General features: G+C 59.7%; 17 protein-coding genes and 2 tRNA genes. 8 read left to right on the top strand and 11 right to left on the bottom strand.

The annotated features are described in order from the left end of the window. Positions 1-44: 44 nt before the first annotated feature. On the top strand, positions 45-1,754 hold the full coding sequence (gene recJ / locus H096_RS12790) for a single-stranded-DNA-specific exonuclease RecJ (RefSeq protein ID WP_033898575.1): 1,710 nt from the start codon (positions 45-47) through the stop codon (positions 1,752-1,754). Between the two features lie 178 nt (positions 1,755-1,932). Here recJ and H096_RS12785 read toward each other — a convergent pair whose 3' ends face one another. The 4 genes from H096_RS12785 to H096_RS12770 all read right to left on the bottom strand — a co-directional run bounded on the left by H096_RS12785 (position 1,933) and on the right by H096_RS12770 (position 6,510). After that, positions 1,933-3,213 (bottom strand): AcvB/VirJ family lysyl-phosphatidylglycerol hydrolase, encoded by a 1,281-nt coding sequence (locus H096_RS12785; protein WP_033898574.1) that lies wholly within the window; start codon positions 3,211-3,213, stop codon positions 1,933-1,935. Continuing rightward, the gene (mprF, locus tag H096_RS12780) at positions 3,213-5,855 is read right to left on the bottom strand and encodes a bifunctional lysylphosphatidylglycerol flippase/synthetase MprF (protein ID WP_033898572.1); all 2,643 of its coding nucleotides are present in this window, start codon (positions 5,853-5,855) and stop codon (positions 3,213-3,215) included. The genes H096_RS12785 and mprF overlap by 1 nt, the downstream gene beginning before the upstream one ends. A 279-nt stretch (positions 5,856-6,134) precedes the next feature. After that, positions 6,135-6,211 (bottom strand) — tRNA-Met (locus H096_RS12775). A 222-nt stretch (positions 6,212-6,433) separates the two neighbouring features. After that, positions 6,434-6,510, bottom strand: a tRNA-Met gene (locus H096_RS12770). A gap of 279 nt (positions 6,511-6,789) precedes the next feature. On the opposite strand from H096_RS12770, the gene dinB reads away from it, so the two are divergent. Continuing rightward, positions 6,790-7,851, top strand: a complete 1,062-nt coding sequence (dinB, locus tag H096_RS12765) for a DNA polymerase IV (protein WP_033898570.1) — start codon at positions 6,790-6,792, stop codon at positions 7,849-7,851. A gap of 6 nt (positions 7,852-7,857) precedes the next feature. Here the strand turns inward: dinB and H096_RS12760 are convergent, their stop codons facing one another. The 4 genes from H096_RS12760 to H096_RS12745 all read right to left on the bottom strand — a co-directional run bounded on the left by H096_RS12760 (position 7,858) and on the right by H096_RS12745 (position 12,715). After that, positions 7,858-8,811, bottom strand: a complete 954-nt coding sequence (locus tag H096_RS12760; protein WP_033898569.1) for a hypothetical protein — start codon at positions 8,809-8,811, stop codon at positions 7,858-7,860. Between the two features lie 20 nt (positions 8,812-8,831). Beyond that, positions 8,832-10,547, bottom strand: coding sequence for a proline--tRNA ligase (locus tag H096_RS12755; RefSeq protein WP_033898568.1), 1,716 nt, complete (start codon positions 10,545-10,547; stop codon positions 8,832-8,834). Between the two features lie 226 nt (positions 10,548-10,773). Continuing rightward, positions 10,774-12,309 carry an AmpG family muropeptide MFS transporter gene (locus H096_RS12750; protein WP_033898567.1) on the bottom strand — a complete coding sequence of 512 codons (1,536 nt, stop codon included), beginning with the start codon at positions 12,307-12,309 and terminating at the stop codon, positions 10,774-10,776. A gap of 43 nt (positions 12,310-12,352) precedes the next feature. Next, positions 12,353-12,715, bottom strand: coding sequence for an MGMT family protein (locus H096_RS12745; protein ID WP_033898565.1), 363 nt, complete (start codon positions 12,713-12,715; stop codon positions 12,353-12,355). Between the two features lie 145 nt (positions 12,716-12,860). On the opposite strand from H096_RS12745, the gene H096_RS12740 reads away from it, so the two are divergent. From H096_RS12740 to ltrA, 6 genes are all read left to right on the top strand, one after another. Beyond that, entirely contained in the window at positions 12,861-13,868 is a 1,008-nt protein-coding gene (locus H096_RS12740) for a DUF481 domain-containing protein (protein ID WP_033898563.1), read from the top strand. 115 nt (positions 13,869-13,983) lie between these two features. Then, positions 13,984-14,715, top strand: a complete 732-nt coding sequence (locus H096_RS12735) for a DUF2470 domain-containing protein (protein WP_033898561.1) — start codon at positions 13,984-13,986, stop codon at positions 14,713-14,715. 66 nt (positions 14,716-14,781) lie between these two features. Further along, positions 14,782-15,258 carry an FxsA family protein gene (locus tag H096_RS12730; RefSeq protein WP_033898560.1) on the top strand — a complete coding sequence of 159 codons (477 nt, stop codon included), beginning with the start codon at positions 14,782-14,784 and terminating at the stop codon, positions 15,256-15,258. A gap of 247 nt (positions 15,259-15,505) precedes the next feature. Then, positions 15,506-15,802: a co-chaperone GroES gene (locus H096_RS12725; RefSeq protein ID WP_016975516.1), complete on the top strand. Its 297-nt coding sequence runs from the start codon at positions 15,506-15,508 to the stop codon at positions 15,800-15,802. Between the two features lie 50 nt (positions 15,803-15,852). Continuing rightward, positions 15,853-17,499 carry a chaperonin GroEL gene (gene groL / locus H096_RS12720; protein WP_028617795.1) on the top strand — a complete coding sequence of 549 codons (1,647 nt, stop codon included), beginning with the start codon at positions 15,853-15,855 and terminating at the stop codon, positions 17,497-17,499. A gap of 1,034 nt (positions 17,500-18,533) precedes the next feature. After that, entirely contained in the window at positions 18,534-20,225 is a 1,692-nt protein-coding gene (ltrA, locus tag H096_RS12715) for a group II intron reverse transcriptase/maturase (protein WP_071534438.1), read from the top strand. A gap of 511 nt (positions 20,226-20,736) precedes the next feature. On the opposite strand, the gene H096_RS12710 is transcribed toward ltrA, so the two are convergent. The 3 genes from H096_RS12710 to H096_RS12700 all read right to left on the bottom strand — a co-directional run bounded on the left by H096_RS12710 (position 20,737) and on the right by H096_RS12700 (position 24,750). Continuing rightward, positions 20,737-22,035 carry an ATP-binding protein gene (locus tag H096_RS12710; protein ID WP_033898558.1) on the bottom strand — a complete coding sequence of 433 codons (1,299 nt, stop codon included), beginning with the start codon at positions 22,033-22,035 and terminating at the stop codon, positions 20,737-20,739. Then, a complete protein-coding gene (locus H096_RS12705; protein WP_033898556.1) occupies positions 22,025-22,723 on the bottom strand; it encodes a response regulator transcription factor in 699 nt (232 codons plus the stop codon). Before H096_RS12705 ends, H096_RS12710 begins: the two co-directional genes overlap by 11 nt. 77 nt (positions 22,724-22,800) lie before the next feature. Further along, positions 22,801-24,750, bottom strand: coding sequence for an LTA synthase family protein (locus H096_RS12700; RefSeq protein ID WP_033898554.1), 1,950 nt, complete (start codon positions 24,748-24,750; stop codon positions 22,801-22,803). Between the last annotated feature and the right edge of the window lie 162 nt (positions 24,751-24,912).

The following is a 24,912-nucleotide window of genomic DNA, read 5'->3' as shown; positions in this document are numbered from 1 at the left end:
CTTGAAACCAACAATTCCTTTAATAGAGAACTCCCCAGCTTCCCATGCGTATCGATCCTCGCCCGTTACCCGCCGTCCTGCCGTTTCTCGGTGAATTGCCACCGCTGTTGACCCGTCTCTACGCCGCGCGCGGGGTGCAGTCCGAGGCTGAGCTGGATAAAAGCCTGGCGCGGTTGATTCCCTACCAGCAGCTCAAGGGGATCGACGCGGCGGTGGACTTGCTGGTGACCGCGCTGGAGCAGCGCCAGCGCATCCTTATCGTGGGTGACTTTGACGCCGATGGCGCCACGGCCAGCACCGTGGGCACCCTGGGCCTGCGTTTGCTCGGTGCGGCCCATGTCGACTACCTGGTGCCCAATCGTTTCGAGTACGGCTATGGCCTGACCCCGGAAATCGTTGCAGTCGCCCTGCAGCGTGAGCCGCAATTGCTGATCACTGTGGACAACGGCATTTCCAGCGTCGAAGGCGTGGCGGCGGCGAAAGCGGCGGGGTTGCAGGTGCTGGTGACGGACCACCACTTGCCCGGCGATGAGTTGCCAGCGGCGGATGCCATCGTCAACCCGAACCAGCCTGGCTGCGAATTCCCGAGCAAAGCACTGGCCGGTGTCGGCGTGATCTTTTATGTGCTGATGGCCCTGCGCGCGCGCCTGCGCAGCTTGGGCTGGTACGAGAATAAGCCTCAGCCCAACATTGGTGAATTGCTCGACCTGGTTGCCCTGGGCAGCGTCGCCGACGTGGTGCCCCTGGACGCCAACAACCGCATCCTGGTGCATCAAGGCCTTGAGCGTATCCGCGCCGGTCGTGCGCGGCCGGGGATCAAGGCGATCCTGGAAGTGGCCAAGCGCGATGCCACGCGTATCACCTCCACCGATCTGGGATTTATCCTCGGGCCACGCCTGAACGCTGCCGGTCGCCTGGATGACATGAGCCTGGGCATCGAATGCCTGCTCACCACCGACGTTGCCGCCGCGCGGGAAATGGCTGCGCAACTGGACGGCATGAACCAGGACCGCAAATCCATCGAGCAAGGCATGCAGCGCGAGGCCCTGGCCCAGCTCAAGGACTTGCCGGTGGAGTCGATGCCTTACGGCTTGTGCCTGTTCGACCCGGAATGGCACCAAGGCGTGATCGGGATTCTCGCGTCGCGTATGAAAGAACGTTACTTCCGCCCGACCATCGCCTTCGCCGACGCCGGTGATGGCTTGCTCAAGGGCTCAGGGCGCTCTGTGCAGGGGTTTCATATCCGTGATGCGCTGGCGGTGGTTGCGAGCCAGCATCCTAACCTGATCGCCAAGTACGGCGGCCACGCCATGGCGGCAGGGCTGACGTTGCCCGAAGAAAATTTCCCGCTGTTTGCCGAAGCGTTCGATGCTGAAGTGCGTCGCCAATTGCGTGAAGAAGACCTGACCGGTCGGCTGCTGTCGGACGGCACCCTGGCGGTGGAAGAATTTCACCTGGAACTGGCCCGCGCGTTGCGACATGCCGGGCCGTGGGGGCAGCACTTTCCCGAGCCGGTCTTTCACGGTGTATTCCAGTTGGTGGAGCAGCGTGTGGTGGGTGAGCGGCACCTGAAGGTGTTGCTCAAGACTGAATGCGGGTCAGTGAAACTCGATGGCATTGCCTTTGGGGTGGACCGTGAGGTCTGGCCGAACCCGACCGTGCGTTTGGTGGAATTGGCGTACAAGCTGGATGTGAACGAGTTTCGTGGGAATGAGACTGTGCAGCTGATGATTGCCCACATCGAACCTCGCTAAATCTCAGCGGTTTTTTTGTGGTGAGCGGGCTTGTTGTGGTGAGCGGGCTTGCCCCGCGTTGGGTGGCGAAGCCGCCCTGATAAAAACGCCGCATTCTGTCAGGCAGAATGCGGCGTTTGGTTTTAGGGCCGCTGCGCAGCCCAGCACGGGGCAAGCCCGCTAACTACATTGGGGGAGGCTATTCGGCTTTGGCCTGGTGTTTGACGATGATATCCACCAACCGCTTGGCCAGCGCCGGGTAGTTCTCATCGAAGTGATGCCCGCCTGGCAACTTCAGCGCTTCACCCACGGCCGTCTTATCCGTGCAACCGCTCTCGTCGACCTCTTCCGCACCGTAGATGCACACCACTTTCTCAGGTGGCAGCTTGGCCATTTCTGGACCAGTGGCGGCTTCTTTACCGGCGTTGCCCAACCAGCCTTCCACTTCAATCTCGAAGCTGCCCGTGCGCGCAAACGCCAGAAGGATGATTGCGTCCACACGCTGCTGCTCGTTTTCCGGCATACGGTTGTAGATGGCCGGCAACACATCGGCGCCGAACGAATAACCGGTCAATACGAAGCGCTTGGTGCCCCATTTCTGACGGTAGTGCTGCATCAGTTCGGTGAGGTCCTTGGCGCTTTGTTCCGGGGTCTTGTGCTGCCAGTAGTAGCGCAGGGTGTCGATACCCACCACCGGGTAGCCGATCTTGGCCATTTCACCGGCCACGTCACGGTCCAGGTCACGCCAGCCGCCATCACCGGAGAGGAACAGGGTGACGGTATCTTTCGCTTGGCCGGCCGGGACTTCAACCACCGGAATCGCCAGGCCGCCGTTGTCCGAACCCACCAGTTGCTTGCGCAACTCGTTATTCAGCACTTGCGGGTAGTGAATGTCATAGTCGCTGATGCTGGTGGTGGCACGCGGAGTGTCGCGTACGAAACTGGCAGCATCATCCTCAGGGTTGTCGTTCCAGGCCACCAGCCAATTGCCGTGGGCGGCCGTTTTCGGCAGCGGGTCCTTGCAACCTTCCTGGGTCATGGCGAAACCGACGGAGATGGCGTTGGCCTTGTCGTCGTTCTGAGCGGCCAGCCAGCGCCATGCCAGGCTTGCACCAGGGCCGATACCGCTGACCAGCGTCGCGGGGCCCTTGAGCTGACCCAGGGCGCTTTGCAGCGCTTGTTCCTGCAGCTTGCAGTCGTCCTTGGGCAGGATCACCTGGACAATCTGCGCCTTGCCGCCTTGGCTCAAGGCAATCAGTTGGCTGTCGGTCAGCACATCGGCAGCCATCACGGCCACGGCCACGCGGGCTTTCGGCGTGCCGTACGGGGTGACGCGGGTCATCACCGAGCCATCGGCCTGGGGCAATTGCTCCAGGGTCGGCTGCGGGGCAGGGCGGTTCCAGTACCAATAGCCGCCACCCAGGACCAGGGTGAGCAGCACTACAAAGGCTAATACATACCGCCAGGAGCGTCGAATCATCAGCGTTTCACCAATCCAGTCAAGCCGCCCGCGATCAGGGCGGCGGTATCGGCCAGTGCCACCAGCGGATCAAGTCCTGCGGGCACGGCCATGTAACGGGGTTCCCAGTCAGGCTGGAACTTGTCTTTGAAGCGGCGCAAACCTTGGAAGTTATACAGTTGCTCGCCACGACGGAACACCATCGAACCCAAGCGTTGGGTCAACGGGGCGCCGCGTCGCGGTTGCAGGCCCGACAACGGCACCATGCCGAGGCTGAAGCGGGCGTAGCCGTGACTCTTATAGTGTTGAATCAGGCCGACCATCATGAACTCCATGGTCAGCTTGGGCGCATCCGGGTGGGCGCGCATCAGGTCGAGACTGGCCAGGTCGTGGTTGTAGGTCTCGAGCAGGTTGGCGAAGGCCACCGGGCGCCCTTCGAAGCGAATGATCGCAATACGAAAGTGCTTGAGGTAGTCGTCGCTGAAACGTCCCAGGGAAAAGCCTTTTTCCCGCACGTTTTTGCCGGTCAGCCAGGCATCGGAGATCACCTTGAGCTCGTCCATCGGCGCGGTGCCCGGCTCGCAGATCTCCAGGGACAGGCCGTCTCGCGAGCCACGGTTCCAGGTGTAGCGCAGGTCCTTCATCTCTTTGCCCTTGGCTTCCAGGTCAAAGCGTTTCAGGTCGACACGGGCTTCTTCGCCCAGCTTGATGGCGGTGAGGCCGATGTCCATGTAGTACGGCAGGTTCTCGGCGCGGACCTGGTAGAACACCGGGCGCGCGTGGTGGATGTCGCACAGGTCACGGAACTGCCAGATCATCTCGGCCCGCGGCTGGGTCGGGCCGATCGGGTCGTACAACGCTACCAGGCTACGGCCGCGACGGGCATACATCAGGAACGCTTCATCATTGGGGTGGAACAGCAGCGCCTTGTCACCGGTAAGCGCCAGGCCACCGTCGGGCTGGGACGAGGCCATCAGGATCTTACTGGCGCGCTCTAGTTCGTCGGGTGTCGGCAGGTGGATCACCGGGCGGGCGGTGCGCAGCAGCCAGGTCAGCGACACAACCACCAGCACCACAGCGGCACCCAACAGCGAACGCAGGCCGCGTGGGGCGTTGGCGTCGAGGGTGAACTGCCACCACAGCTGATGGCTGTAAGGCACGTCTTGATAGGCGAATAGCAACAGCCAGATCGAAGCGCCCAGCACGCAGACACTGGCCACCAGGTACAGCGGCGAGAAGGGCAGTTCGGTCAGGCGGCTGGCGCGATAAAACGAGCGTCGGAAGATCGCCAGCAGGATCGCGGTCATGGTCATCAGGCTGGCTTCTTCCCAGTCGAAACCCTTGAGCAGCGAGAGCAGGGCGCCGACTAACAGCAGCACCATGGTCAGCATCCAGGCGGCCGATAAGCGTCGGCGCAGGCCCTGGGCCAGCAACAGGCACAGCACGCCGATCAGGCTGGCGCCAAAGTGCGAGGCGTCAATCAGGCGGTGGGGAATCAGGAAGCCGATGTTTTCCAGGCGTGAGTCGATTTCGGGCGTGGCGCCAGAGAACAGCAGGACCACGCCGGACAAAAAAACCAGTACGGCCAGCACTGGCGCGGCCAGCCCAGAGGCAACCCGCAGGCTTTGCTGGGTCTGGAACAGTCGCTGCGCTTCGTTGACCAACAGGAACACGCAGGCAATCAACAGCGGCAGCACCACATAGATCATGCGATACAGCAGCAGGGCGGCGGCCAATGGCGCGGCACCCAGTTTGTCGGCGAAGGCCGCCAGCAGGATCGCTTCGAATACGCCCACGCCGCCCGGGACATGGCTGAGTACACCGGCAGCCAAGGCCAACAGGTAAACAAGCAGGAAAGGACCGAACGGTGGCGCTTCCGGCAGCAGCATATAAAGAACAGTGGCGGCAGCGGCCACGTCCAGCGCGGTAATGATCAGTTGCAGGAAGGTCAGGCGGCGACCCGGCAGGCGCAAGGTACGAGGACCGGCTTTTACCAACAGGTTATCCGGGTAGGGTTGTTCCGGCAGGCGACGGCGATAAATGCCGATGCACAACACTGCCGACAACAACAGCACCGCGCCAGCAATACCGCCCAGTACGGCCTGTGGCAAATGCAGGTAGGTCGATGCGGCGGGCAGGTTGCTCAATGTCGCCAATGCAGCCAGCGGCGGCAGTGCAGTGCCGAGCGCCAGGCTGGCGAACACTGTCATGTGGGCGACTTCCGAAGCCCCGATGCCATGGCGTGCATATAAACGGTAACGCACCGAACCGCCGGAGAGCATCGACAGGCCAATCGCATTGCCGATGGCAAACGCGGTAAAGCCACCCAAGGCCAGGGTTTTGGCGGGCAGGTTCACGCCCGCGTAGCGCGCACCGGAAAATTCGTAGCCCAATAGAATGACGAAACCGGCCACGGCCGCCGCAAACGCGCCGAGCAGGGCGGGCTTGGGCACTTCCAGGATCGAATCGTGGAGGGCGTAGAGGTCCAGTTCCAGCAGCAGGTGGCGGCAGGCGATCAGGGCGATGGCGAACAACAATAGAGTGACGGCCAGCCCGATGGGTTGCCGGTACTTGCTCACCAGATCCAGCCAACGCAAACGGGTGGGTGTGATCGGTTGTTCTGCTGTGACAGTGTCTTGTGGTTCAGACGAGTTGGCGCGCATCAATCACCTCGTGGATTGTGCGCGACAGGATGGAGGTATCCAGCCAAGTTACCAATCCCTATGGACAAAATAATTACAAATATTAACGCGTATCACCGGGTGCGGCGACTGCGGCCATTGGTCGTAGAGGGTAGCGCTTGAGCATTGAGCATAGCTTGCAATGAGATGGACTCTACAAACCGCGTGCGGTTTCATGAAAGATGCCATGCCATTGTTTCAGAAGAACTTTTTCACCGGATACAAAAAAGGCCACTCTTTCGAGTAGCCTTTTTTGATGTTTGGTTGCGGGAGCCGGATTTGAACCGACGACCTTCGGGTTATGAGCCCGACGAGCTACCAGACTGCTCCATCCCGCGTCTGTGGGCGGCATTCTACAGCCCAACGGCGGGGTGTCAACTGTTAATGGATATATCGGTCAAATAACTGCTCAGGCAACCTAAGTTTCAGATTGGAAAAGGTTTTTGTCGTGAGCGGGCTTGCTGTGGTGAGCGGGCTTGCCCCGCGCCAGGTTGCGAAGCAGCCTGCATAACTGACAGACACAAAAAAGGCCACTCTTTCGAGTAGCCTTTTTTGATGTTTGGTTGCGGGAGCCGGATTTGAACCGACGACCTTCGGGTTATGAGCCCGACGAGCTACCAGACTGCTCCATCCCGCGTCTGTGTGTCGGCATTCTACAGAGGAACGCGGGTGTGTCAACCCGTGAATCGAAGAAAAGCGCTTGTGGTTCAATCGGTTAGCTCTCCAAGGAGGCCTCTCGATACCCCGCCAGCCCAGTCTGGCCGAGGGTTCCAGCTCTATCAGCAAGCCAAATTCGATTGAGAAAATAAATTCATCTGGGATTTTTCCTACCGCTCAAGCGGAAGAATCAAACTACTGGTGCTATATACAGGTGTGAATGCGATACTGGCCACCCGTAGGTACACACCCCGTTTATATGACGCAGCGCAAAATCATCCACGTCGACTGTGATTGCTTCTACGCCGCCATCGAGATGCGCGATGACCCGAGCCTGGCGCAAAAACCGCTGGCGGTAGGTGGCTCGGCCGACCGACGGGGGGTGATCGCCACTTGCAACTACGAGGCGCGGGCCTATGGCGTGCGCTCGGCAATGTCGTCACGCCACGCCTTGAAGCTGTGCCCGGACCTGACCATCGTCAAGCCGCGTATGGATGCTTATAAAGAAGCGTCGAAGGAAATCCAGACGATCTTTCGCGACTACACCGACCTGATCGAGCCGTTGTCGCTGGATGAAGCCTATCTGGACGTGTCCGACAGCCCACATTTCGGCGGCAGTGCCACGCGCATCGCCCAGGATATTCGCCGGCGTGTCTCCAACCAGTTGCACATTACCGTGTCCGCCGGCGTGGCGCCGAACAAGTTCCTGGCCAAGATCGCCAGCGACTGGAAAAAGCCCAACGGACTCTTTGTGATTACTCCCGACCAGGTCGAAGACTTCGTCTCGCAGTTGCGCGTGAGCAAGTTGCACGGTGTGGGCAAGGTCACGGCGGACAAGCTGGCGCGCCTGGGGATCGAAGACTGCCTGCAGTTGCGCGAGTGGAACAAGCTGGCGCTGGTGCGCGAATTCGGCAGTTTTGGCGAGCGGCTGTGGAGCCTGGCCCGTGGGATCGATGACCGCGTGGTGCAGAACGACAGTCGCCGCCAGTCGATCAGTGTGGAAAATACCTACGACGTGGATTTACCGGACCTCTCAAGCTGCCTGGCCAAGCTCCCTGAACTGATGGAAACCCTGGCCGGACGCATGGCGCGCATCGACAGCAGTTATCGCGCGGGCAAGCCGTTCGTTAAGGTGAAGTTTCATGACTTTACCCAGACCACCTTGGAGCAGGCGGGGGCAGGGCGGGATCTGGAGAGTTATCAACAGCTGCTGACGCAGGCGTTCAATCGCGGCGGGAAGCCGGTGCGGTTGCTGGGGATTGGGGTGCGGTTGCTGGACCTGAGTGGTGGCAATGAACAGCTGGAGCTGTTCAGCCACTAATCATTTTCAGCGAGCCCCAGGATCCGCTACCAACCGCCCCGCATCCTTGGTCAGCGCTTGCAGGAATTCCTGCTGCAACTCGGGATCATTGCGGGTCAGTTCGATCAGGCTTTGTTCCAGCTCACTGGCTTCTTCTTCCAGGCCCAGCTCAGACAGGCGCTTGACGCGGTGCACCCACTGGCTGACTTCGTCGTCTTCCAGGTCGTCGTAGATCAGGCCGTGGGCTTCCAGCAACTTGTTGCGCAAGGTGCTACTGACCGCCAGCGTGGAGTCCGAATGTACGTCGTCCTGGCCATCTTCCACGCTGATCTTCAAGGTCGTGACGCGGTTCAGGTCCTGCTCGGCAAACGGGCTGTCCAACAGGTTCAGGCGCAGTACGCCGTTACGGTCAGTGGTCAGCTCATGGACCTGCTTGCCGGCGGTGACTTGCACCGGGCGTTCGCTCCAGGGCAGGCTCGAATACTCCACACGCTTGTCGCGCTGGACTTCATCGATCCCCGCCAGGTTCTGTTGCGCACGGCCGTGGGACTGCACGTTCATGAACGGGTTGAGACCGTCCACGCCGTAGGTCAGCCAGTCACGCGTCACGCTGGTCGGCAGGTTGCCAAGGGCGAAGACGTTCACCACATTGGCGCCCGCGCCGGCCACCAGGGCTACGGCACCCAACGGCATCTCATAGAGTTTGCGCCAGGGCTGGTAGGGCGTGTAGCGGTCGTAACGACGGGTGACTTCGAACTCGGTGACCTCAAAGGTCTTCTGCTCGTGAATCCGTACCCGGCGTTGCGGCAGTTCCAGCACTTTGGGTTCGCCTACATCGATCTGCAGGCTGTGGTCGAGCAACTTACGCTCGACCCGCTCCTCGTGCTCACTGCGTTGCGACATCTGGTTGGCGCAGCCGCTGACCAGCAGGGCACCGCACAAGGTGGCGCCCCCCAGGGCTCTGGTGTTTCGCTTGAACATGACTTCTCTTGATCTGGTTTTCAGCGACGAATACGCGCCTGAAGGAAAGACAGCACGTCAGCCACCGGCAACGGTTGGGCTTCGGCTTCGGTCCGGCTCTTGTATTCCAGATTGCCATCGGCCAGGCCGCGGTCACTGACTACGATCCGGTGCGGGATGCCAATCAATTCCATGTCGGCGAACTTGATGCCTGGGCTGGTTTTCTTGTCCCGGTCATCCAGCAACACTTCAAAACCGGCGGCCGTCAGATCGGCATACAGTTTGTCGGTGGCTTCGCGTACTTGCTCGGTTTCATAGCGCAGCGGTACCAGGGCGATCTGGAATGGCGCCAGGGTGTCGCTCCAGATGATGCCGTTCGCGTCGTTGTTCTGCTCGATGGCAGCGGCCACCACGCGCGAAACGCCAATGCCGTAGCAACCCATTTCCAGGATCACCGGCTTGCCGTTCTCGCCCAGCACTTTGCAGTTCATCGCCTGGCTGTACTTGTTACCCAGCTGGAAGATGTGCCCGACTTCGATGCCGCGCTTGATTTCCAGGGTGCCCTTGCCATCCGGGCTTGGGTCACCGGCCACCACGTTACGCAGGTCGGCCACGGTCGGAACCGGCAGGTCACGCTCCCAGTTCACGCCGAAGTAGTGCTTGTCGTCGATGTTCGCGCCGATGCCGAAGTCGCTCATCAGCTCGACTGAGCGGTCGATGATGATTGGCAGCGGCAGGTTCAGCGGGCCGAGGGAACCGGCGCCGGCGCCAATGGCGTCACGCAGTTCGGCGTCGGTAGCCATGACCAGCGGGCTGGCCACGCCAGGTTGCTGGGCGGCCTTGATTTCGTTGAGTTCGTGGTCGCCACGGATCACCAGCGCAATCAGCTTGCCTTCTTCTTCGGCGCGCACGATCAGGGTCTTGATGGTCTTTTCAATCGGCAGATTGAATTTTTCCACCAGGGCCGCGATGGTCTTGGTCTCTGGCGTGTCCACCAGGCGCAGCTCTTCAGCCGGTGCTGGGCGGGAGGTTTCCCGTGGCACGGCTTCGGCTTTCTCGATGTTTGCCGCGTAGTCGGAACCGTTGCTGAACACGATGTCGTCTTCGCCGGACTCGGCCAGCACGTGGAATTCGTGGGAGCCGGCGCCGCCGATGGAGCCGTTGTCCGCTTCAACCGGGCGGAACTTCAGGCCCAGGCGCGTGAACACGTTGCAATAGGCCTGGTGCATGCGGTCGTAGGTGACCTGCAGCGATGCCTGGTCGGCGTGGAACGAATACGCGTCCTTCATGATGAATTCACGGCCGCGCATCAAACCGAAGCGTGGGCGGATTTCGTCACGGAATTTGGTCTGGATCTGATACAGGTTCAGCGGCAGCTGCTTGTAGCTGCTCAGCTCGTTGCGCATCAGGTCGGTGATCACTTCTTCGTGGGTCGGGCCGGCGCAGAAATCGCGGCCATGACGATCCTTGAAGCGCAGCAACTCAGGGCCGTACTCTTCCCAGCGCCCGGATTCCTGCCACAGTTCAGCCGGTTGGGTGCTCGGCATCAACACTTCCAGAGAGCCGGCAGCGTTCATTTCTTCACGAACGATGGCTTCGACCTTGCGCATCACCTTCAAGCCCATGGGCAGCCAGGTGTACAGGCCGGAGGCCAGTTTGCGGATCATGCCGGCGCGCAGCATCAGCTGATGGCTGATCACGACCGCGTCGGAAGGCGTTTCTTTCTGTGTGGCGAGCAAATATTGACTGGTACGCATGGTAGGCCGTTGTCGGTTGCTTGGACTTGAAATGACTCTGGATTGTACGGGCGCAAACTGTCGCCGTACAGGCATCAGAATGTAGGGCTGTCTGTAGGAGCAGAGCTTGCTGTGGCGAGGGAGCTTGCTCCCGTTCGACTGCGTAGCAGTCGCCGGCTTTTTCAGGGGCGCTTCGCACCTCAGCGCAAGCAAGCTTGCTCACCACAAAAAGCCAGCCTTTAAAGGGTTATTCTTCAACAGCAGGCGGATTCAACTTCGCCCGCCGATTCTCCTGAAACCAATGCAGCGCAATCAGCACCAGCGTCGGCACACCCAGCATGCAGGTGATCAGGAAGAAGTTGTGATAGCCGAACTTCTCCACCATCACCCCCGAATACCCACCGATCAGGCGCGGCAACAGCAGCATGATCGAGCTGAGCAACGCATATTGGGTGGCGGAGAACTTCAGGTTGGTCAGGCTCGAAAGGTAGGCCACGAATGCCGAGGTCGCCAGCCCTGAGCTGAAGTTATCCAGGGAAATGGTGAAAATCAGCATCTGCAGGTCCGGGCCCATGTCGGCGAGCATCACGAACAATAGGTTGGTGCCGGCCGACGCTACGCCACCAATGAACAGGATCGGCAGGATGCCGAAACGCACGATCAGCAGGCCGCCCATGCCGGCGCCGACCAGGGTCATGATCAGGCCGAAGATCTTGCTGACCCCGGCGATCTGGTCCTTGGTAAAGCCCTGGTCGATGTAGAACACGTTTGCCATCACGCCCATTACAGTGTCGGACATGCGGTAGGTGGCGATCAGCCCCAGCAGCAGCAACGCCTGCCAGCGGTAGCGCAGGATGAAGTCATTGACCGGCGTCAGCACCGGCGCCAGGCCACGCCGACCCATGGCCGAGAGGCACAGGGAGGTCAGGGTGATATAGAGGATGGCGCGCAGGAACGCACGGTCTTCCATGAGCAAGTCCCACAGGCTCATGCCGTGGAACAGCACGCTTTCGAAATCGGTGTTGAACAGCTGGGTGAACATCGCCGGCACTGACACCAGCAACACGATCAGTACGAACACCGATGCCAACTGATGCACGAAGCTGTAACGCCCGGCCTGCAACTGGGTACGCAGTGGCACATTGGGTTCGCGCATGAACAGGGTGGTCAGCAGCGCCGGGATCATCAGTACGCCGAACAGCACATAGGTGCCGGTCCAGGCCGAGTGTTTATAGTTGAAGCCGGTAGAGCCGAAACCTTCTGCAAAAAACAGTGCACCCGCCGTGGCGAGCAAGGCGGCGATGCGATAACCGGACATGTAACTGGCGGCCAAAGCAGCCTGGCGGCTGTCGTCGGCAATTTCCAGGCGGTAGGCGTCGACCGCGATGTCTTGGGTCGCGGAGGCGAAGGCGACGATGACAGCGATAGCGATCAGCCAGGACAAGTGTTTCTGCGGGTCGCAAAAACCCATGCCGATCAATCCGAGGATCACCAGCGACTGGGCCAGCACCAGCCAGGAGCGACGGCGCCCCAGTTTGCCGAGCAACGGCAGGCGCCATTGGTCGAGCAGCGGCGACCACACCCATTTAAAGGCATACGCCAAACCGATCAGGCTCGCATAGCCGATGGTCTCGCGCGCTACACCGGCTTCACGCAACCACACTGAAAGCGTCGAGAACACCAACATGTAAGGCAGGCCGGCGGCAAAGCCGAGCAACAACAGGACTAACGTCGAGGGGCTGGCATAGGCAGCGAGCGCGGCGCGCCAGGTTTTACGGGGCATGGGCTGGAGTCTGCCTCAGGTTTGCGGAAACAAAGCGCGCACTCTAACCGCTGTGCTCTACCGGGCGCCAGCCATGGCGCTGAATATCAACGCGATTGTTCAGGATATTGACACCTTCATCGCGCAAACGCGCCCGCTGCTCGTCACCCGAAGCACTGCCCACCGGCAGACTTATCCGACCACCGGCACCCAGCACGCGGTGCCAGGGCAGCTTGGTGTCTTCGGGGAGTTGGCTGAGGGTGCGTCCCACCCAACGCGCCGCACGGCCGAGGCCCGCCAAGTGAGCCAGCTCGCCGTAGCTCACCACGCAGCCTGCGGGCACTTGGGCCAGGGTCAGGTAGAGCGCGGTGCGGCGCATTTCGGCGGGGCTTTGTGGCGTTTCGGCGGGCTGATTCAAGGTGGGCATATCCATTGATACCGACGGCACAATTGTAGGAAAGGTCTGTAAGTGTGTTGATGAGAATTGAACTCAACTTAAATCCTTGAGTCAGTCCTAGCTATCTAACACGATAATCGCCCCTTTTTGCCAACCTTGAGCTCCCGATCCGCTTATGTTGTCCAGAACCCTGCTGTGCCTCGCTGTTTTCAGCGCCTCCACGCCCTTGCTCGCCGATACCGTCTGGTTGAAGAACGGTGACCGCCTGACCGGCAAGATCAAGGTCTTCGACGGTGGCAAGCTGCTGATCCAGACCGATTACGCAGGCGCCATCCCGGTGGACTGGAAACAGGTGAAAACCCTGGAGAGTGACCAGGAGCTGCTGGTCAAGCAGGACGCCTACACCGGCGAGAAGGCCAAGTCGCTGAAAGCAGCGGATGACGGCAAGGTGGTGCTGGCCAACGGTGAAGCGCCCAAGACCGTCGATTTGGCCAGCATCCAACAGATCATCAAGCCCAAGCCGGTGATCGAAGACCTGGTGTGGAAAGGCAACGTGGACATGGCGCTGGACTATAAACGCGCCGACAAAGACACCAACGACTACGACATCGACTTCAAGACCACCGCCCGCCATGGCCAATGGCGTCACACCGGGCAGGGCGAGTACAACCGCGAGTTCCAGGATGATGTCACCACCACCGACAACTGGGCCCTGGAATACGACCTCGACCGCTTCCTGACCGAGCATTGGTTCTGGCAGGGCCGCTTGACCTACAAGCGCGACAAGGTTGAAGACCTGTCCCGCCAACGCACCGTCGGCACCGGCCCCGGCTATCAGTTCTGGGACGATGAACTGGGCGCGTTCTCCCTGGGCTCGCTGGTCAACCGCACCGACTATGAATACGCCGACGGTGGCAAGGACAACTTCTATTCCCTGGCCATGAAGTGGAACTACAACCGCTACCTGGTGGGCAAGACCGTCGAGTTCTTCACCAACGGCGAAGTGGGCAAGCCTATCGGCGGCCCGGCCGAATACTCGCTGGATGCAGAAATGGGCCTGCGCTACAAAGTCACCGAGTGGGCTTCGCTCAACCTCAAGGCCGAGCGCGACATCATCAGTGGCGACTCCGACAGCAGCCTGAGCAAGACCCGCTACACCGCAGGCTTCGGCGTGGCCTGGTAACACGGGCGAACAAAACCTGCTTGGCAACCTTTGCCGATAATGATTACCTTGCGTTGAGATTCATTCCCATAGGCCCCGTAGGCCGTGGGCGGCTGATTATCCGAGGAGTCATACGTTGAGCGCACAGGTTGCCAAGAACGCCCGAGAGCTGTTGCTCAAGGAATACCGTGGGGCTCTCTCCACACTGTCCAAAGCCATGCCTGGTTTCCCTTTCGGTTCGGTCGTGCCGTATTGCCTGGATGAGCAGGGCCGCCCACTGATCCTGATCAGCCGCATTGCCCAGCACACCCACAACCTGCAGAAAGATCCCAAGTGCTCGCTGCTGGTGGGTGAGCGCGAGGCGGATGACGTGCAGGCCGTCGGGCGCCTGACCTACCTGGCCGAAGCCGAAAAACTGGAGGAGGGCGCTGCCATCGAGGCGGCTGCAGAGCGTTATTACCGCTATTTCCCCGATTCAGCCAACTATCACAAGGCCCACGACTTCGACTTCTGGGTACTCAAGCCGGTGCGTCACCGTTACATCGGCGGCTTTGGCGCGATTCATTGGGTCGACCAGCTGACATTGGCCAACCCGTTCGCGGGCAAGGCCGAGCGCAGCATGATCGAACACATGAACAGCGATCACACCAAGGCCATTGCCCATTACGTCGACCTCACCGGCCTGCCGACCTCCGAGCCTGCCCAGTTGGCTGGCATCGACAGCGAAGGCATGCACTTGCGTATAGGCCAATCCTTATATTGGTTGCCGTTTGCGGCGTCTTGCAACACGCCGACACAAGTACGCGAAGCCTTGGTTTCATTGGCTCACGCCGAGGTCTGGCCGAAAAAAGAAGCCGCTGACGCTTGAATTCACGAAACGGCGACGTCATCTAAGGTGGACTGGCAAGGCATTCTTGCGTTGAGGAACCATTTGATGCGCCCTTTTTTATTGCTCTTTCTGCTGTTCCCGGTGTTGGAGCTGTTCGTATTCGTTCAAGTCAGCAGTGCGATCGGCTTTTTCCCGGCCCTGTTGCTGATCATTCTCGGCTCGATGCTCGGCGTCCTGGTGCTGCGCGTCGCCGGCCTGGCCACGGCGTTGCGTGCCCGTGAAAGCCTGAATCGCGGCGAACTGCCCGCCCAGACCATGCTCGAAGGCCTGATGATGGCCCTGGCCGGTGGCCTGTTGATCCTGCCGGGTTTCATCAGCGACGTGGCGGGCCTGGTGATGTTGCTGCCGTTCACCCGCAAACTGCTGGCCGGCAAGATGCGCCAGCGCGCCGAAGAGGCTGCGGTTCGCCAGCGTGCGTTCGCCGACGACCTGCAACCCCGTGGCGGTCCGGCTCCGCGCCAGCCGCTGGGGCGTGAAGGTGATGTGATCGAAGGCGAGTTCGAACACCGCGACAGTAAATAACCGCTTCACTGGCACGGCACCTCTGGGTGCCGTGTTGCTTTGAGCCGTCGGCACACGCAAAAAAATTACGCCGAGGCCCCTTGTAATAAGCTTATGCGCCCTTATGTAACGGTCACCGCAAGGTTTCTGGTGGTGACACCAGACAGACTTCCGCGTCTTGCTTGGCGAGGCGCGACCGGCACAGCCGGAATACAACCCGCCGGTACTGACACCGGCCGATGAAAAACACAATTAGGAGAGATCGACAATGAGCAAGCTTCGTCCTCTGCACGACCGCGTCGTAATCCGTCGCAGCGAAGAAGAAAAGAAAACCGCCGGCGGGATCGTTCTGCCAGGTTCGGCTGCTGAAAAAGCCAACCACGGTGTGATCGTCGCTGCTGGCCCAGGCAAAACCCTGGAAAACGGTGAAGTGCGTGCTCTGGCCGTTAAAGTCGGTGACAAGGTTGTATTCGGCCCTTACTCCGGCAGCAACACTGTGAAAGTTGACGGCGAAGACCTGCTGGTCATGGCTGAGAACGAGATTCTCGCCGTACTGGAAGCGTAATTTTCCCGCTCATTTTCCCGTTACTCCAAAGTATTTAAGGATTATCGATCATGGCTGCTAAAGAAGTTAAATTCGGCGATTCCGCCCGCAAGAAAATGCTCACCGGTGTCAACATCCTGGCTGACGCAGTAAAAGCGACCCTGGGCCCGAAAGGCCGTAACGTGATCATCGAGAAGAGCTTCGGCGCTCCGACCATCACCAAGGACGGCGTTTCCGTAGCCAAAGAAATCGAACTGGAAGACCGTTTCGAAAACATGGGCGCGCAGCTGGTCAAAGACGTTGCCTCCCGTGCCAACGATGACGCAGGCGACGGCACCACCACCGCCACTGTCCTGGCTCAGGCCATCGTCAACGAGGGCTACAAAGCCGTCGCTGCCGGTATGAACCCAATGGACCTGAAGCGCGGTATCGACAAGGCGACCATCGCTATCGTTGCCGAGCTGAAAAACCTGTCCAAGCCATGCGCTGACACCAAGGCTATCGCTCAGGTAGGCACCATCTCTGCCAACTCCGACAGCTCCATCGGTGACATCATTGCCGAAGCCATGGAAAAAGTCGGCAAAGAAGGCGTGATCACCGTTGAAGAAGGCACTGGCCTGGAAAACGAACTGTCGGTTGTAGAAGGCATGCAGTTCGACCGTGGCTACCTGTCCCCGTACTTCGTCAACAAGCCAGAAACCATGGTTGCCGAGCTGGACAGCCCGCTGATCCTGCTGGTCGACAAAAAGATCTCGAACATCCGCGAAATGCTGCCAGTACTGGAAGCCGTTGCCAAAGCTGGCCGCCCACTGCTGATCGTTTCCGAAGACGTTGAAGGCGAAGCCCTGGCAACGCTGGTTGTGAACAACATGCGTGGCATCGTTAAAGTCGCAGCCGTCAAGGCGCCAGGCTTCGGCGACCGTCGCAAGGCCATGCTGCAGGACATCGCCGTCCTGACCGGCGGTACCGTTATCTCCGAAGAGATCGGCCTGAGCCTGGAAAGCGCCACCCTGGAAAACCTGGGCAGTGCCAAGCGCGTGACCATCTCCAAAGAAAACACCATCATCGTTGACGGTGCTGGCGTAGAGCAGGACATCCAGGCTCGCATCACCCAGATCCGTGCCCAGGTTGCCGAGACTTCGTCCGACTACGACCGTGAAAAACTGCAAGAGCGCCTGGCCAAGCTGTCCGGCGGCGTTGCAGTGATCAAGGTTGGCGCCGGTTCCGAAGTTGAAATGAAAGAGAAGAAAGCCCGCGTTGAAGACGCCCTGCACGCAACCCGCGCAGCCGTTGAAGAAGGCGTGGTACCTGGCGGTGGCGTTGCGCTGATCCGTGCTCTGGAAGCCCTGGCCAACCTGACCGGCGACAACGCTGACCAGAACGTCGGTATTGCCGTACTGCGTCGCGCTGTTGAAGCACCACTGCGCCAGATCGCTGCCAACTCCGGCGACGAGCCAAGCGTTGTGGTCAACGAAGTCAAGAACGGCAAAGGTAACTACGGTTACAACGCTGCGACTGGCGTCTACGGCGACATGATCGAAATGGGCATCCTGGACCCTACCAAGGTAACCCGTTCCGCGCTGCAAGCAGCAGCCTCCATCGGCGGTCTGATCCTGACCACCGAAGCTGCAATCGCCGACAAGCCGAAGGCTGAAGGCGCAGCTGGCGGCGGTATGCCAGACATGGGCGGCATGGGTGGCATGGGCGGCATGATGTAGTGCGACGAGAGTCGCTATAGGTAGAAGCACCTAGCGGGCTACATCTTAGGTGATCACCGGTTGAACCGGTGATCACTTTCCCGCAGAAACAGCTTAAAAAACCCGAAGTCCGGGCGTCAAAACCCGGATTTCCGGCACTCACAAGGTGCTTAGAATTCGGCGTAATGTCGCCTATATATCGTGATTTTCTCTCTGGAAATCATCAGAACGATATGCGTACTGAGCTTGCAGATTTTGAATCACTGCGAGGGAGGTATGGGAAATCGTGTCCAAAGAGCTGGCCTGCTCCTATCTATAGGGCGCAAGCCATAGCTGTCATTGTCTCACCCGGAAACCGCAAGGTAGAGGGGCGCGAGACCTTTTGTTCAGCCAAAAGTAGCCTAGGGATAGTGCGTCGCTGGTAACGGCGGGGTGCGAAGCTTCCTGACAATGTAGTCCCATGATTCTGTGGTGTGTGGTCGCCGCGAGGCACCATGCAGACCCTGCGAGCAACACGCGGGTGAGACGCTAGGCTGGTTGGTATGGCCAACGTAAGTGAACTGCTGATAAACACCGTCAACCGCATGGAGCCAAAGTTGCTGATAGGCTTTGACCAAAATGGTGCATGACTGGTTGTCCCTTTTACATCTGGGGGCACGCTGACATTGAGTCATCGGTGAATAGGCAGGGCCTAACCCATCCTTGTGACGGTTATGGAACTCGGTAAGCCCGTATTTTCGCCATTGGCCTGTATGGCAAGGCAGGTCGACCGTGAGGAAGACTGTTGAAAATGCGGGTAGAGGATGTCGGAAAAAGCGAATGCCTCCCTGTAATGGGGTTGGATAAGGGCTCTGCCCTGACTGGAAACGGTGCTGACTTCCGACTGGTCTTTGATCGCGAGAAGGCCTGTAAAGCCATCAAGAACAGACGTTTGTCGGTTTGACCGGCTGCGTCTAACTCATAGAAATCCCTTGCGGGGCAGTGTACTCACTCCCCCACAAGGGCGACGTGCGTCTACTGCCCTCTGGGGAAATCTTCTCTGGAGGAAAAGCAAGATGAGTGCGTCTGAAATAGAAGTACCTGCGTCCTCCCATCTGGCCATCAGTTGGCATTCGATAGACTGGGAAACAGGTCATCGACAGGTGCGAGGGCTACAGGTACGGATCGCGAAGGCAGCCAAGAATCAGCAATGGCGGCAGGTGAAAACCTTGCAGCGTATGCTGGTTCGCTCGTTTGCCGCCAAGGTATTGGCGGTTAAACGGGTCACTGAAAACCGGGGTCGCAGGACTCCCGGCGTCGATGGGGAAACCTGGAGCACGCCTGAAAGCAAATGGAAGGCAGTTTTTCGGTTAGAGCGCAGGGGCTACAAGCCCCGGCCACTGCGGCGGATTTACATTCCCAAAGCAAATGGCCAGCGTAGACCGCTGGGGATTCCGACGATGCTGGATCGAGCGATGCAGGCGTTATACCTGCTGGCACTTGAACCGGTGTCTGAGACCACAGCCGACCGAAATTCCTATGGCTTTCGCCCTCACCGTTCCACGGCAGATGCAATCGAGCAATTGTTCGTCAATCTCGGTCGCAAGCATTCTGCGCAGTGGGTCATGGAGGGCGATATAAAGGGATGTTTCGACAACATCAGTCACGACTGGCTGATCACTAACGTCCCGATGGACAAAGTGGTTCTAAGGAAATGGCTGAAAGCGGGATATTTGGAATCCGGTCGATTGAATCCGACAGGGGCGGGAACTCCGCAAGGAGGGATCATCTCGCCCGTATTGGCCAACCTGGCCCTTGATGGACTGGAAAAGGAGCTCGAATCTCGGTTCGGGCAGCGTAATACCAAAGCCAGCTACAAGACCAAGGTCAACTATGTGCGATACGCAGATGATTTCGTCATCACCGGCATCTCGAAAGAGCTGCTGGAAAACGAGGTGAAGCCACTCGTCGAAGCCTTCATGGCCGAGCGGGGGTTGAGCCTTGCGGTGGAGAAAACGTTGTTCACGCATGTATCGGATGGGTTCGATTTCCTCGGTCAGAATATTCGCAAGTACGGTGACAAGCTGCTGATAAAGCCAGCCCACAAGAACGTGAAAGCATTTCTGGCCAAGGTTAAGGCGTTGGTTGAAGCGAACAAAGCGGCACCGGCCAGCCTGTTGATCAAGCAGCTCAATCCAGTTATTCGGGGTTGGGCCAATTATCATCGGCCGATTGTCGCCAAGCAGACCTTCAACTACGTGGATTACAGGATCTGGAAATTGCTATGGCGATGGTGCAGGCGGCGACATCTGAATCGCTGCAAACGTTGGATCAAGGAAAAATACTTCAAGCGCGTGGGAACACGTAGTTGGGTATTCTCCGGGCTACACCCCAGCGGCAAACTGCTCCACTTGTTGTACGCCAGCGATACGCCGATCAAGCGGCACACCAAGATCAAGGCGGAGGCTAACCCATACGCCCCAGAGGACGAGATGTACTTCGAGCAACGGCTGGAATATGCGTGGCGAAGCTCGGACGAGGGGAAGCGGAAGACGCTGACGCTGTGGCTTGGCCAGAGCAAGCGCTGCCCGATGTGCAAGCAGTTGATTACGTTCGAAAGCGGGTGGAACATTCACCATGTTATCGAGCGGCACAAGGGCGGATGCGACGAGCTGGGCAATCTGGTGTTGTTGCATCCCAACTGTCATCGACAGTTACACAGTGCGGCACCGGCTCTTTCAACTGAGAAAGGGCTTACAAAGGCTTGAGCTGTATGCGGGGAAACTCGCACGTACAGTTCTTAGGGGAGGGACGGTCAGTAATGGCCGTTTCTTACCCGACAGCCAGCCTTACCCGGCTAACTGAAAAGCCCCGCCTGCAGTGATGCCGGCGGGGCTTTTTTGTGGACGACTGCTACTCAACCAATCCCGTGTCGACGCAACAGCTTCTTGAATGTCATCCCGCGGGCCAGGGTGGGTTGGCCGATAAAGAGCACACGTGCAGCGGACCACGGTGCAGTCGTACTGTCGAGAGGCCCTTCGGCAGGCACATATGCGCTTGTGCGGGGTATGGGCCTCCCCCAGTGGCAGGCCAGCAGTGAACTGGCGGCGATACACAGCGATAGCATCAACGTGAGCAAATGCTTCTTGGGGGGACGCATGAACGGGCTCTCCAACCTGATCCAAAGGACAGGACCCAGGGCACAGGGCTAATCCTGGATCAGGTGGCGAGGTTACGGAGAATGCCAGCGGTCCACTGTCACAGGCTGTAACACGCGGGTTAGCGTGGGCGTAGGGGCAGGATCAGGGTCAGGCGTGCACCGCCCAAAGGGCTGCGCGTAACGGACAGCTTGCCGCTATGCCATTGGGTCGCACGCCTGGCCAGCGCCAGGCCGAGGCCGAAACCGCCGGGCTCATCGCCGCCCATGGCCAGCCGTACAAAGGGTTCGAATACCTTTTCGCGGTTTTCGGCAAGGATGCCAGGGCCGTCGTCGTCCACGTGCAGCACAAGATGGTGTTCATCCTGGCAGGCCGCGCTGACGCACACCTGGTCGCGGGCGTAGGTGACGGCATTGCTCAACAGGTTGCGTACGATCAAGTGCAATAAAGCGCGGTCGCCGATCAGTTGCAGGTCCGCCGGCTCGGTGTCCAGGCTCAGGCGGCGTTGGTGCCCGTCGAGCAAGGCAAATTCCTGATGCAGCCAGTCACGGATAGGAATGGGTTCATGCTGCAAGTCGGTGGGCGCACCGGCCATCCGGGCAAAGGTCAGGCTGGCGCGGACCAGGGCTTCGAGTTCTTCCACATCGGTTTGCAGGCGTTCCTGCAAGCGGGTACGGGTGAGTGAGTCGTCGCTTTTGCTCAGCAAGGTCAAGGCGAAGCGCATCCGTGCCAAGGGTGTGCGCAGTTCGTGGGAAACCGCTTGGGACACCTCCCGGTGACGCTCGCTCATGGCCGTAATGTCCTGCGCATGTTGTTGCACGGTTTGCAGCAGCGGCGTCCATTCCTTGCCCATGGCCGGCAGCATGGCGTTGGGCGTGCGAGCCAGGGTGCCCAGGCAGGCATTGAGGGCTTCCACATCGGCGCGACGCTGGCGGCGTGCGCGCAGACCCAGCCACATCCACAGCACCAACGGCAGGCCAGCCACGCACGCGGTGATGCCATACACCGGGAATTGCAGCAGGTCCTTGACCTCAGCCGTTCCCCACATCGGGCCGAACTGGATCAGGGTGGTGTCGTCGAGCGGAAAGTAGGTGATGTCTTCATCGCTGCTCTGCGCCGGTTGTTGGTGCTTGAGCATGATCAGGGCCTCGGGCGGCAGTTCGATCGCGTCCAGCTTGACCAGGCTGATCGGGTACTGGAAGCGCGCACGCAGCGCGTCCATGCTCGCTTCACGCTGCTCGGCCGGTAACGGCTTGAGCTGCTCCGCCACCAGATAACCCGGCCCGGCCATCAAGCGCAAAAAGCTGTATTCACCGACAAACACCGAGGCATTCGCGCACAGCCACAACAGATAAAGCGTCAACGCACCCCAACTGGTGCCCGCCACGATTGCCATCCAGGGTCGTACGTTAGAGAGCATGCTGGGCGCCTTGCGGGATTTCGACAAACAGGTAGCCCTGGGCCGTGATGGTCTGGATGGTCACCGGGCACCCCAGGCTCATCAACTTCTTGCGCAGACGCGACACGCGCATGTCCACGGAACGATTGAGCCCGTCGTACTCCAGGCCACGCAGGTTTTGCAGGAGCTTTTCGCGGGTCAGCAGCACCCCGCAATGGCGGGCGAAAATCGTGAGCAACTCGAACTCGGCTACCGAAAACTGCAAGGGCACCTCATCGAGCCAGGCGAAGTGGTGGTTGAGATCCAATCGAAACGTGCCCCACTGGTAATAAGCACGCGGGGCTTGCGGATGGCGACGCAGCAGCGAACGGATCCGGGCCAGCAACAGCAGTGGGTCGACGGGTTTAACCACATAGTCATCCGCGCCAACGTTGAAGCCGGTCAGTTGCTCGGCGTTTTCGTCCAGCGCCGTCATCATCAGGATCAAACCGGGGTAGTGGTCGCGGATCTGTCTGCACAGGGTAAAACCGTCGATGCCCGGCAACATCACATCCAGAATCAGCAACGCCGGCTGCTCATCACGGATACGCTGGGCCGCGCGATCGCCGCGATGCTCCACCGACACGGTAAACCCTTCGGCGCGCAGGAACTCGGCGGTCAGTGCGGCCAGAGGGCGGTCATCTTCGATCAGCAGCAGGGTGTCGGACATGAAAGGGCGTCGTCGCCGGAGAATGGGCGCAAGTGTTACGCCCTTGCCCCTGCGCAGGCAAGGGCTCGGGGTGACGATCAGCGGGCGCTGATTGCCGGCGTCACGTCCTTCGGCGCTTTCCAGCTCAGCAATTGCTGTTTGAATCCATAGCTCGCGGCCTGGTAGTAAGTGATGGCGCGCAGGATCAGCGGGTCATCGCTGCCCACCCGCAACTCCTGGCTTTCCCCCAGCGCCTGGTCATGGCGACGCAGGCCCTGGCGTGGGCTGAGGATCGCCAGGTCTTTGCCGTCAAACAGTCCCAGGTGCTGGTAGTTGCCGACCACAACACGCGGTGGCAGCGGGTTGTCTTGCAACAGGTTGCGACCGAAGAACGTCGATTCGTAGCTCAGGTTGATCAGCCCCAGCAAGGTCGGCGCCAAGTCGATCTGACTGGCCAGTTGCGCGGTCTCCCGTGCCTCGACCAGCTTGGGGGCATAGATGAACAGCGGAATCTGGTAGTTGGTGATCGGCAGGTCTTCCTTGCCGGCGCTGCCGGCGGTGTGGTCGGCGACGAACACGAAGATCGTGTTGTCGAACCACGGCTTCTGGCGTGCAGCCTCCAGGAATTCGCCGATGGCATGGTCGGTGTATTTCACCGCACCGTCGCGGCCGTTGCCGGATTTGATATCGATGCGCCCATCGGGATAGGTGTAGGGGCGATGGTTGGACGTGGTCATCAGTTGCAGCAGGAAGGGTTGCTGCTTGGCGTAGTCCGCATCGGCCAGTTTCAGGCTTTGTTTATAGAGGTCTTCGTCGGCCATGCCCCAGGCGTTTTTAAACGATATTTCTGACTCGGGCACGCTGCTCTGGTCGACGACCCGATAACCGTTGCCGCTGAAGAATGCATTCATGTTGTCGAAATAACCGCGCCCGCCGTAGACGAATACACTGTCGTAGCCGATGGCGCTGAGCTGCTGGCCGAGGCTGGCGAAGCCGCTTTCGCGGCCGATGCGCTTGACGATCGAACGGCCCGGCGTCGGTGGGATCGCCAGGGTGATCGCCTCCAGGCCTCGGTCGGTGCGAGTGCCGGTGGCATAGAAGTTATTGAAGTACAGGCTTTGTTTGCGCAGGGCATCCAGGTTGGGCGTCAGGTTGCGCTCGTCGCCGTTGCTGCCCATGTACTTGGCACTGAAGCTTTCGATGGTCACCAGCACGATATTGGGTTTGCGCAACGTGCCGGGGTTGGTGATAGCACGGCGGATATCCAGCGGGTCTTTGTCGATGAAGCGGGCGTTGGGCTCACTGAGCTCGGCGCGCAACTGTTTGGCAACCACGTCCGCCGGCAGGCTTTTATAGAACTGGGTGTAGTCCAGTTCGTTGTTACGGAACGCAGCAAAAAACTGGTACGGGCCATTGCTTGCCAGCTCGTTCTTGTAGGCGTTACCGCCTAGGGTGCGCGGGCTGTCCTGGCTGATCAGTTGCAGGCTGAGGCCCGCCACCACCAACAGGCCCAGGGCGTTGACCAGGCGGCCACGCAGTGGTGGCAAAGGCGCATTCATCGCGGCATTGAACGGTTTGCGCAGGGCCAGGCTCAACACAATCGCGAGCATCGCCAACAGGCTCAGCAGCTTGCCGATCGGGTAGGACTCCAGCACGTTGTTCAGCACTTCATCGGAATACACCAGGTAGTCGACGGCGATAAAGTTGAAGCGCACGCCGAACTCATCCCAGAACAGCCATTCGGCAACCGACGTGAACAACATGGCGAACAGGCTGACCGTCAGCACCGCCTGCAAAAACCAGCGGTGCCCACGACGACGCCACAGCGCAGGTGGGCAGAGCAGCAGGTACAGACCCAACGGCAGCGCCGCGTAGGCCAGAAAACCCAAGTCGTAGAGCAGGCCCACGCCAAACACTGGCAACAGGTTGCCACCGACTTCATCCAGGTGAGTGATGAGCAACACGCTGCGCGTGAGCAGGAAAACAACCAGCCAGGCACCGGTTACCAACAGCAAATAGCGCATAGGCGCTGTTTTGAGAAACCCCATGTCTATGTTCCTTATATCAATGGGTGGCGATCTTCGCTCTGACACTGTAGTCAACTTGTGAAGCTATAGTGAAAATCTCGTTCAACTAAAATATCGGTTGAAAACCTTAATCGACGGGCCTTCCAGGTCTATCCCTGAGTCACAGTTGGCCTTAAGCTGCGC

It is taken from the genome of Pseudomonas sp. FH1, from assembly GCF_000510895.2.
In the GTDB taxonomy this organism is placed as follows: Bacteria; Pseudomonadota; Gammaproteobacteria; order Pseudomonadales; family Pseudomonadaceae; genus Aquipseudomonas; species Aquipseudomonas azotoformans_A.
The sequence above is the reverse complement of the archived record's forward strand: the minus strand, read 5'-3'. Positions and strand labels throughout refer to the sequence as shown.

What these genes read in the sequence shown, in the direction of transcription:
- H096_RS12745 (WP_033898565.1), bottom strand. Translation starts at nt 12,715, where the DNA reads ATGCCCACCTTGAATCAGCCCGCCGAAACGCCACAAAGCCCCGCCGAA.
- H096_RS12725 (WP_016975516.1), top strand. Translation starts at nt 15,506, where the DNA reads ATGAGCAAGCTTCGTCCTCTGCACGACCGCGTCGTAATCCGTCGCAGC.
- H096_RS12740 (WP_033898563.1), top strand. Translation starts at nt 12,861, where the DNA reads ATGTTGTCCAGAACCCTGCTGTGCCTCGCTGTTTTCAGCGCCTCCACG.
- H096_RS12730 (WP_033898560.1), top strand. Translation starts at nt 14,782, where the DNA reads ATGCGCCCTTTTTTATTGCTCTTTCTGCTGTTCCCGGTGTTGGAGCTG.
- H096_RS12750 (WP_033898567.1), bottom strand. Translation starts at nt 12,309, where the DNA reads ATGCCCCGTAAAACCTGGCGCGCCGCGCTCGCTGCCTATGCCAGCCCC.
- H096_RS12710 (WP_033898558.1), bottom strand. Translation starts at nt 22,035, where the DNA reads ATGCTCTCTAACGTACGACCCTGGATGGCAATCGTGGCGGGCACCAGT.
- recJ (WP_033898575.1), top strand. Translation starts at nt 45, where the DNA reads ATGCGTATCGATCCTCGCCCGTTACCCGCCGTCCTGCCGTTTCTCGGT.
- mprF (WP_033898572.1), bottom strand. Translation starts at nt 5,855, where the DNA reads ATGCGCGCCAACTCGTCTGAACCACAAGACACTGTCACAGCAGAACAA.
- dinB (WP_033898570.1), top strand. Translation starts at nt 6,790, where the DNA reads ATGACGCAGCGCAAAATCATCCACGTCGACTGTGATTGCTTCTACGCC.
- H096_RS12700 (WP_033898554.1), bottom strand. Translation starts at nt 24,750, where the DNA reads ATGGGGTTTCTCAAAACAGCGCCTATGCGCTATTTGCTGTTGGTAACC.
- ltrA (WP_071534438.1), top strand. Translation starts at nt 18,534, where the DNA reads ATGAGTGCGTCTGAAATAGAAGTACCTGCGTCCTCCCATCTGGCCATC.
- groL (WP_028617795.1), top strand. Translation starts at nt 15,853, where the DNA reads ATGGCTGCTAAAGAAGTTAAATTCGGCGATTCCGCCCGCAAGAAAATG.
- H096_RS12755 (WP_033898568.1), bottom strand. Translation starts at nt 10,547, where the DNA reads ATGCGTACCAGTCAATATTTGCTCGCCACACAGAAAGAAACGCCTTCC.
- H096_RS12785 (WP_033898574.1), bottom strand. Translation starts at nt 3,213, where the DNA reads ATGATTCGACGCTCCTGGCGGTATGTATTAGCCTTTGTAGTGCTGCTC.
- H096_RS12760 (WP_033898569.1), bottom strand. Translation starts at nt 8,811, where the DNA reads ATGTTCAAGCGAAACACCAGAGCCCTGGGGGGCGCCACCTTGTGCGGT.
- H096_RS12705 (WP_033898556.1), bottom strand. Translation starts at nt 22,723, where the DNA reads ATGTCCGACACCCTGCTGCTGATCGAAGATGACCGCCCTCTGGCCGCA.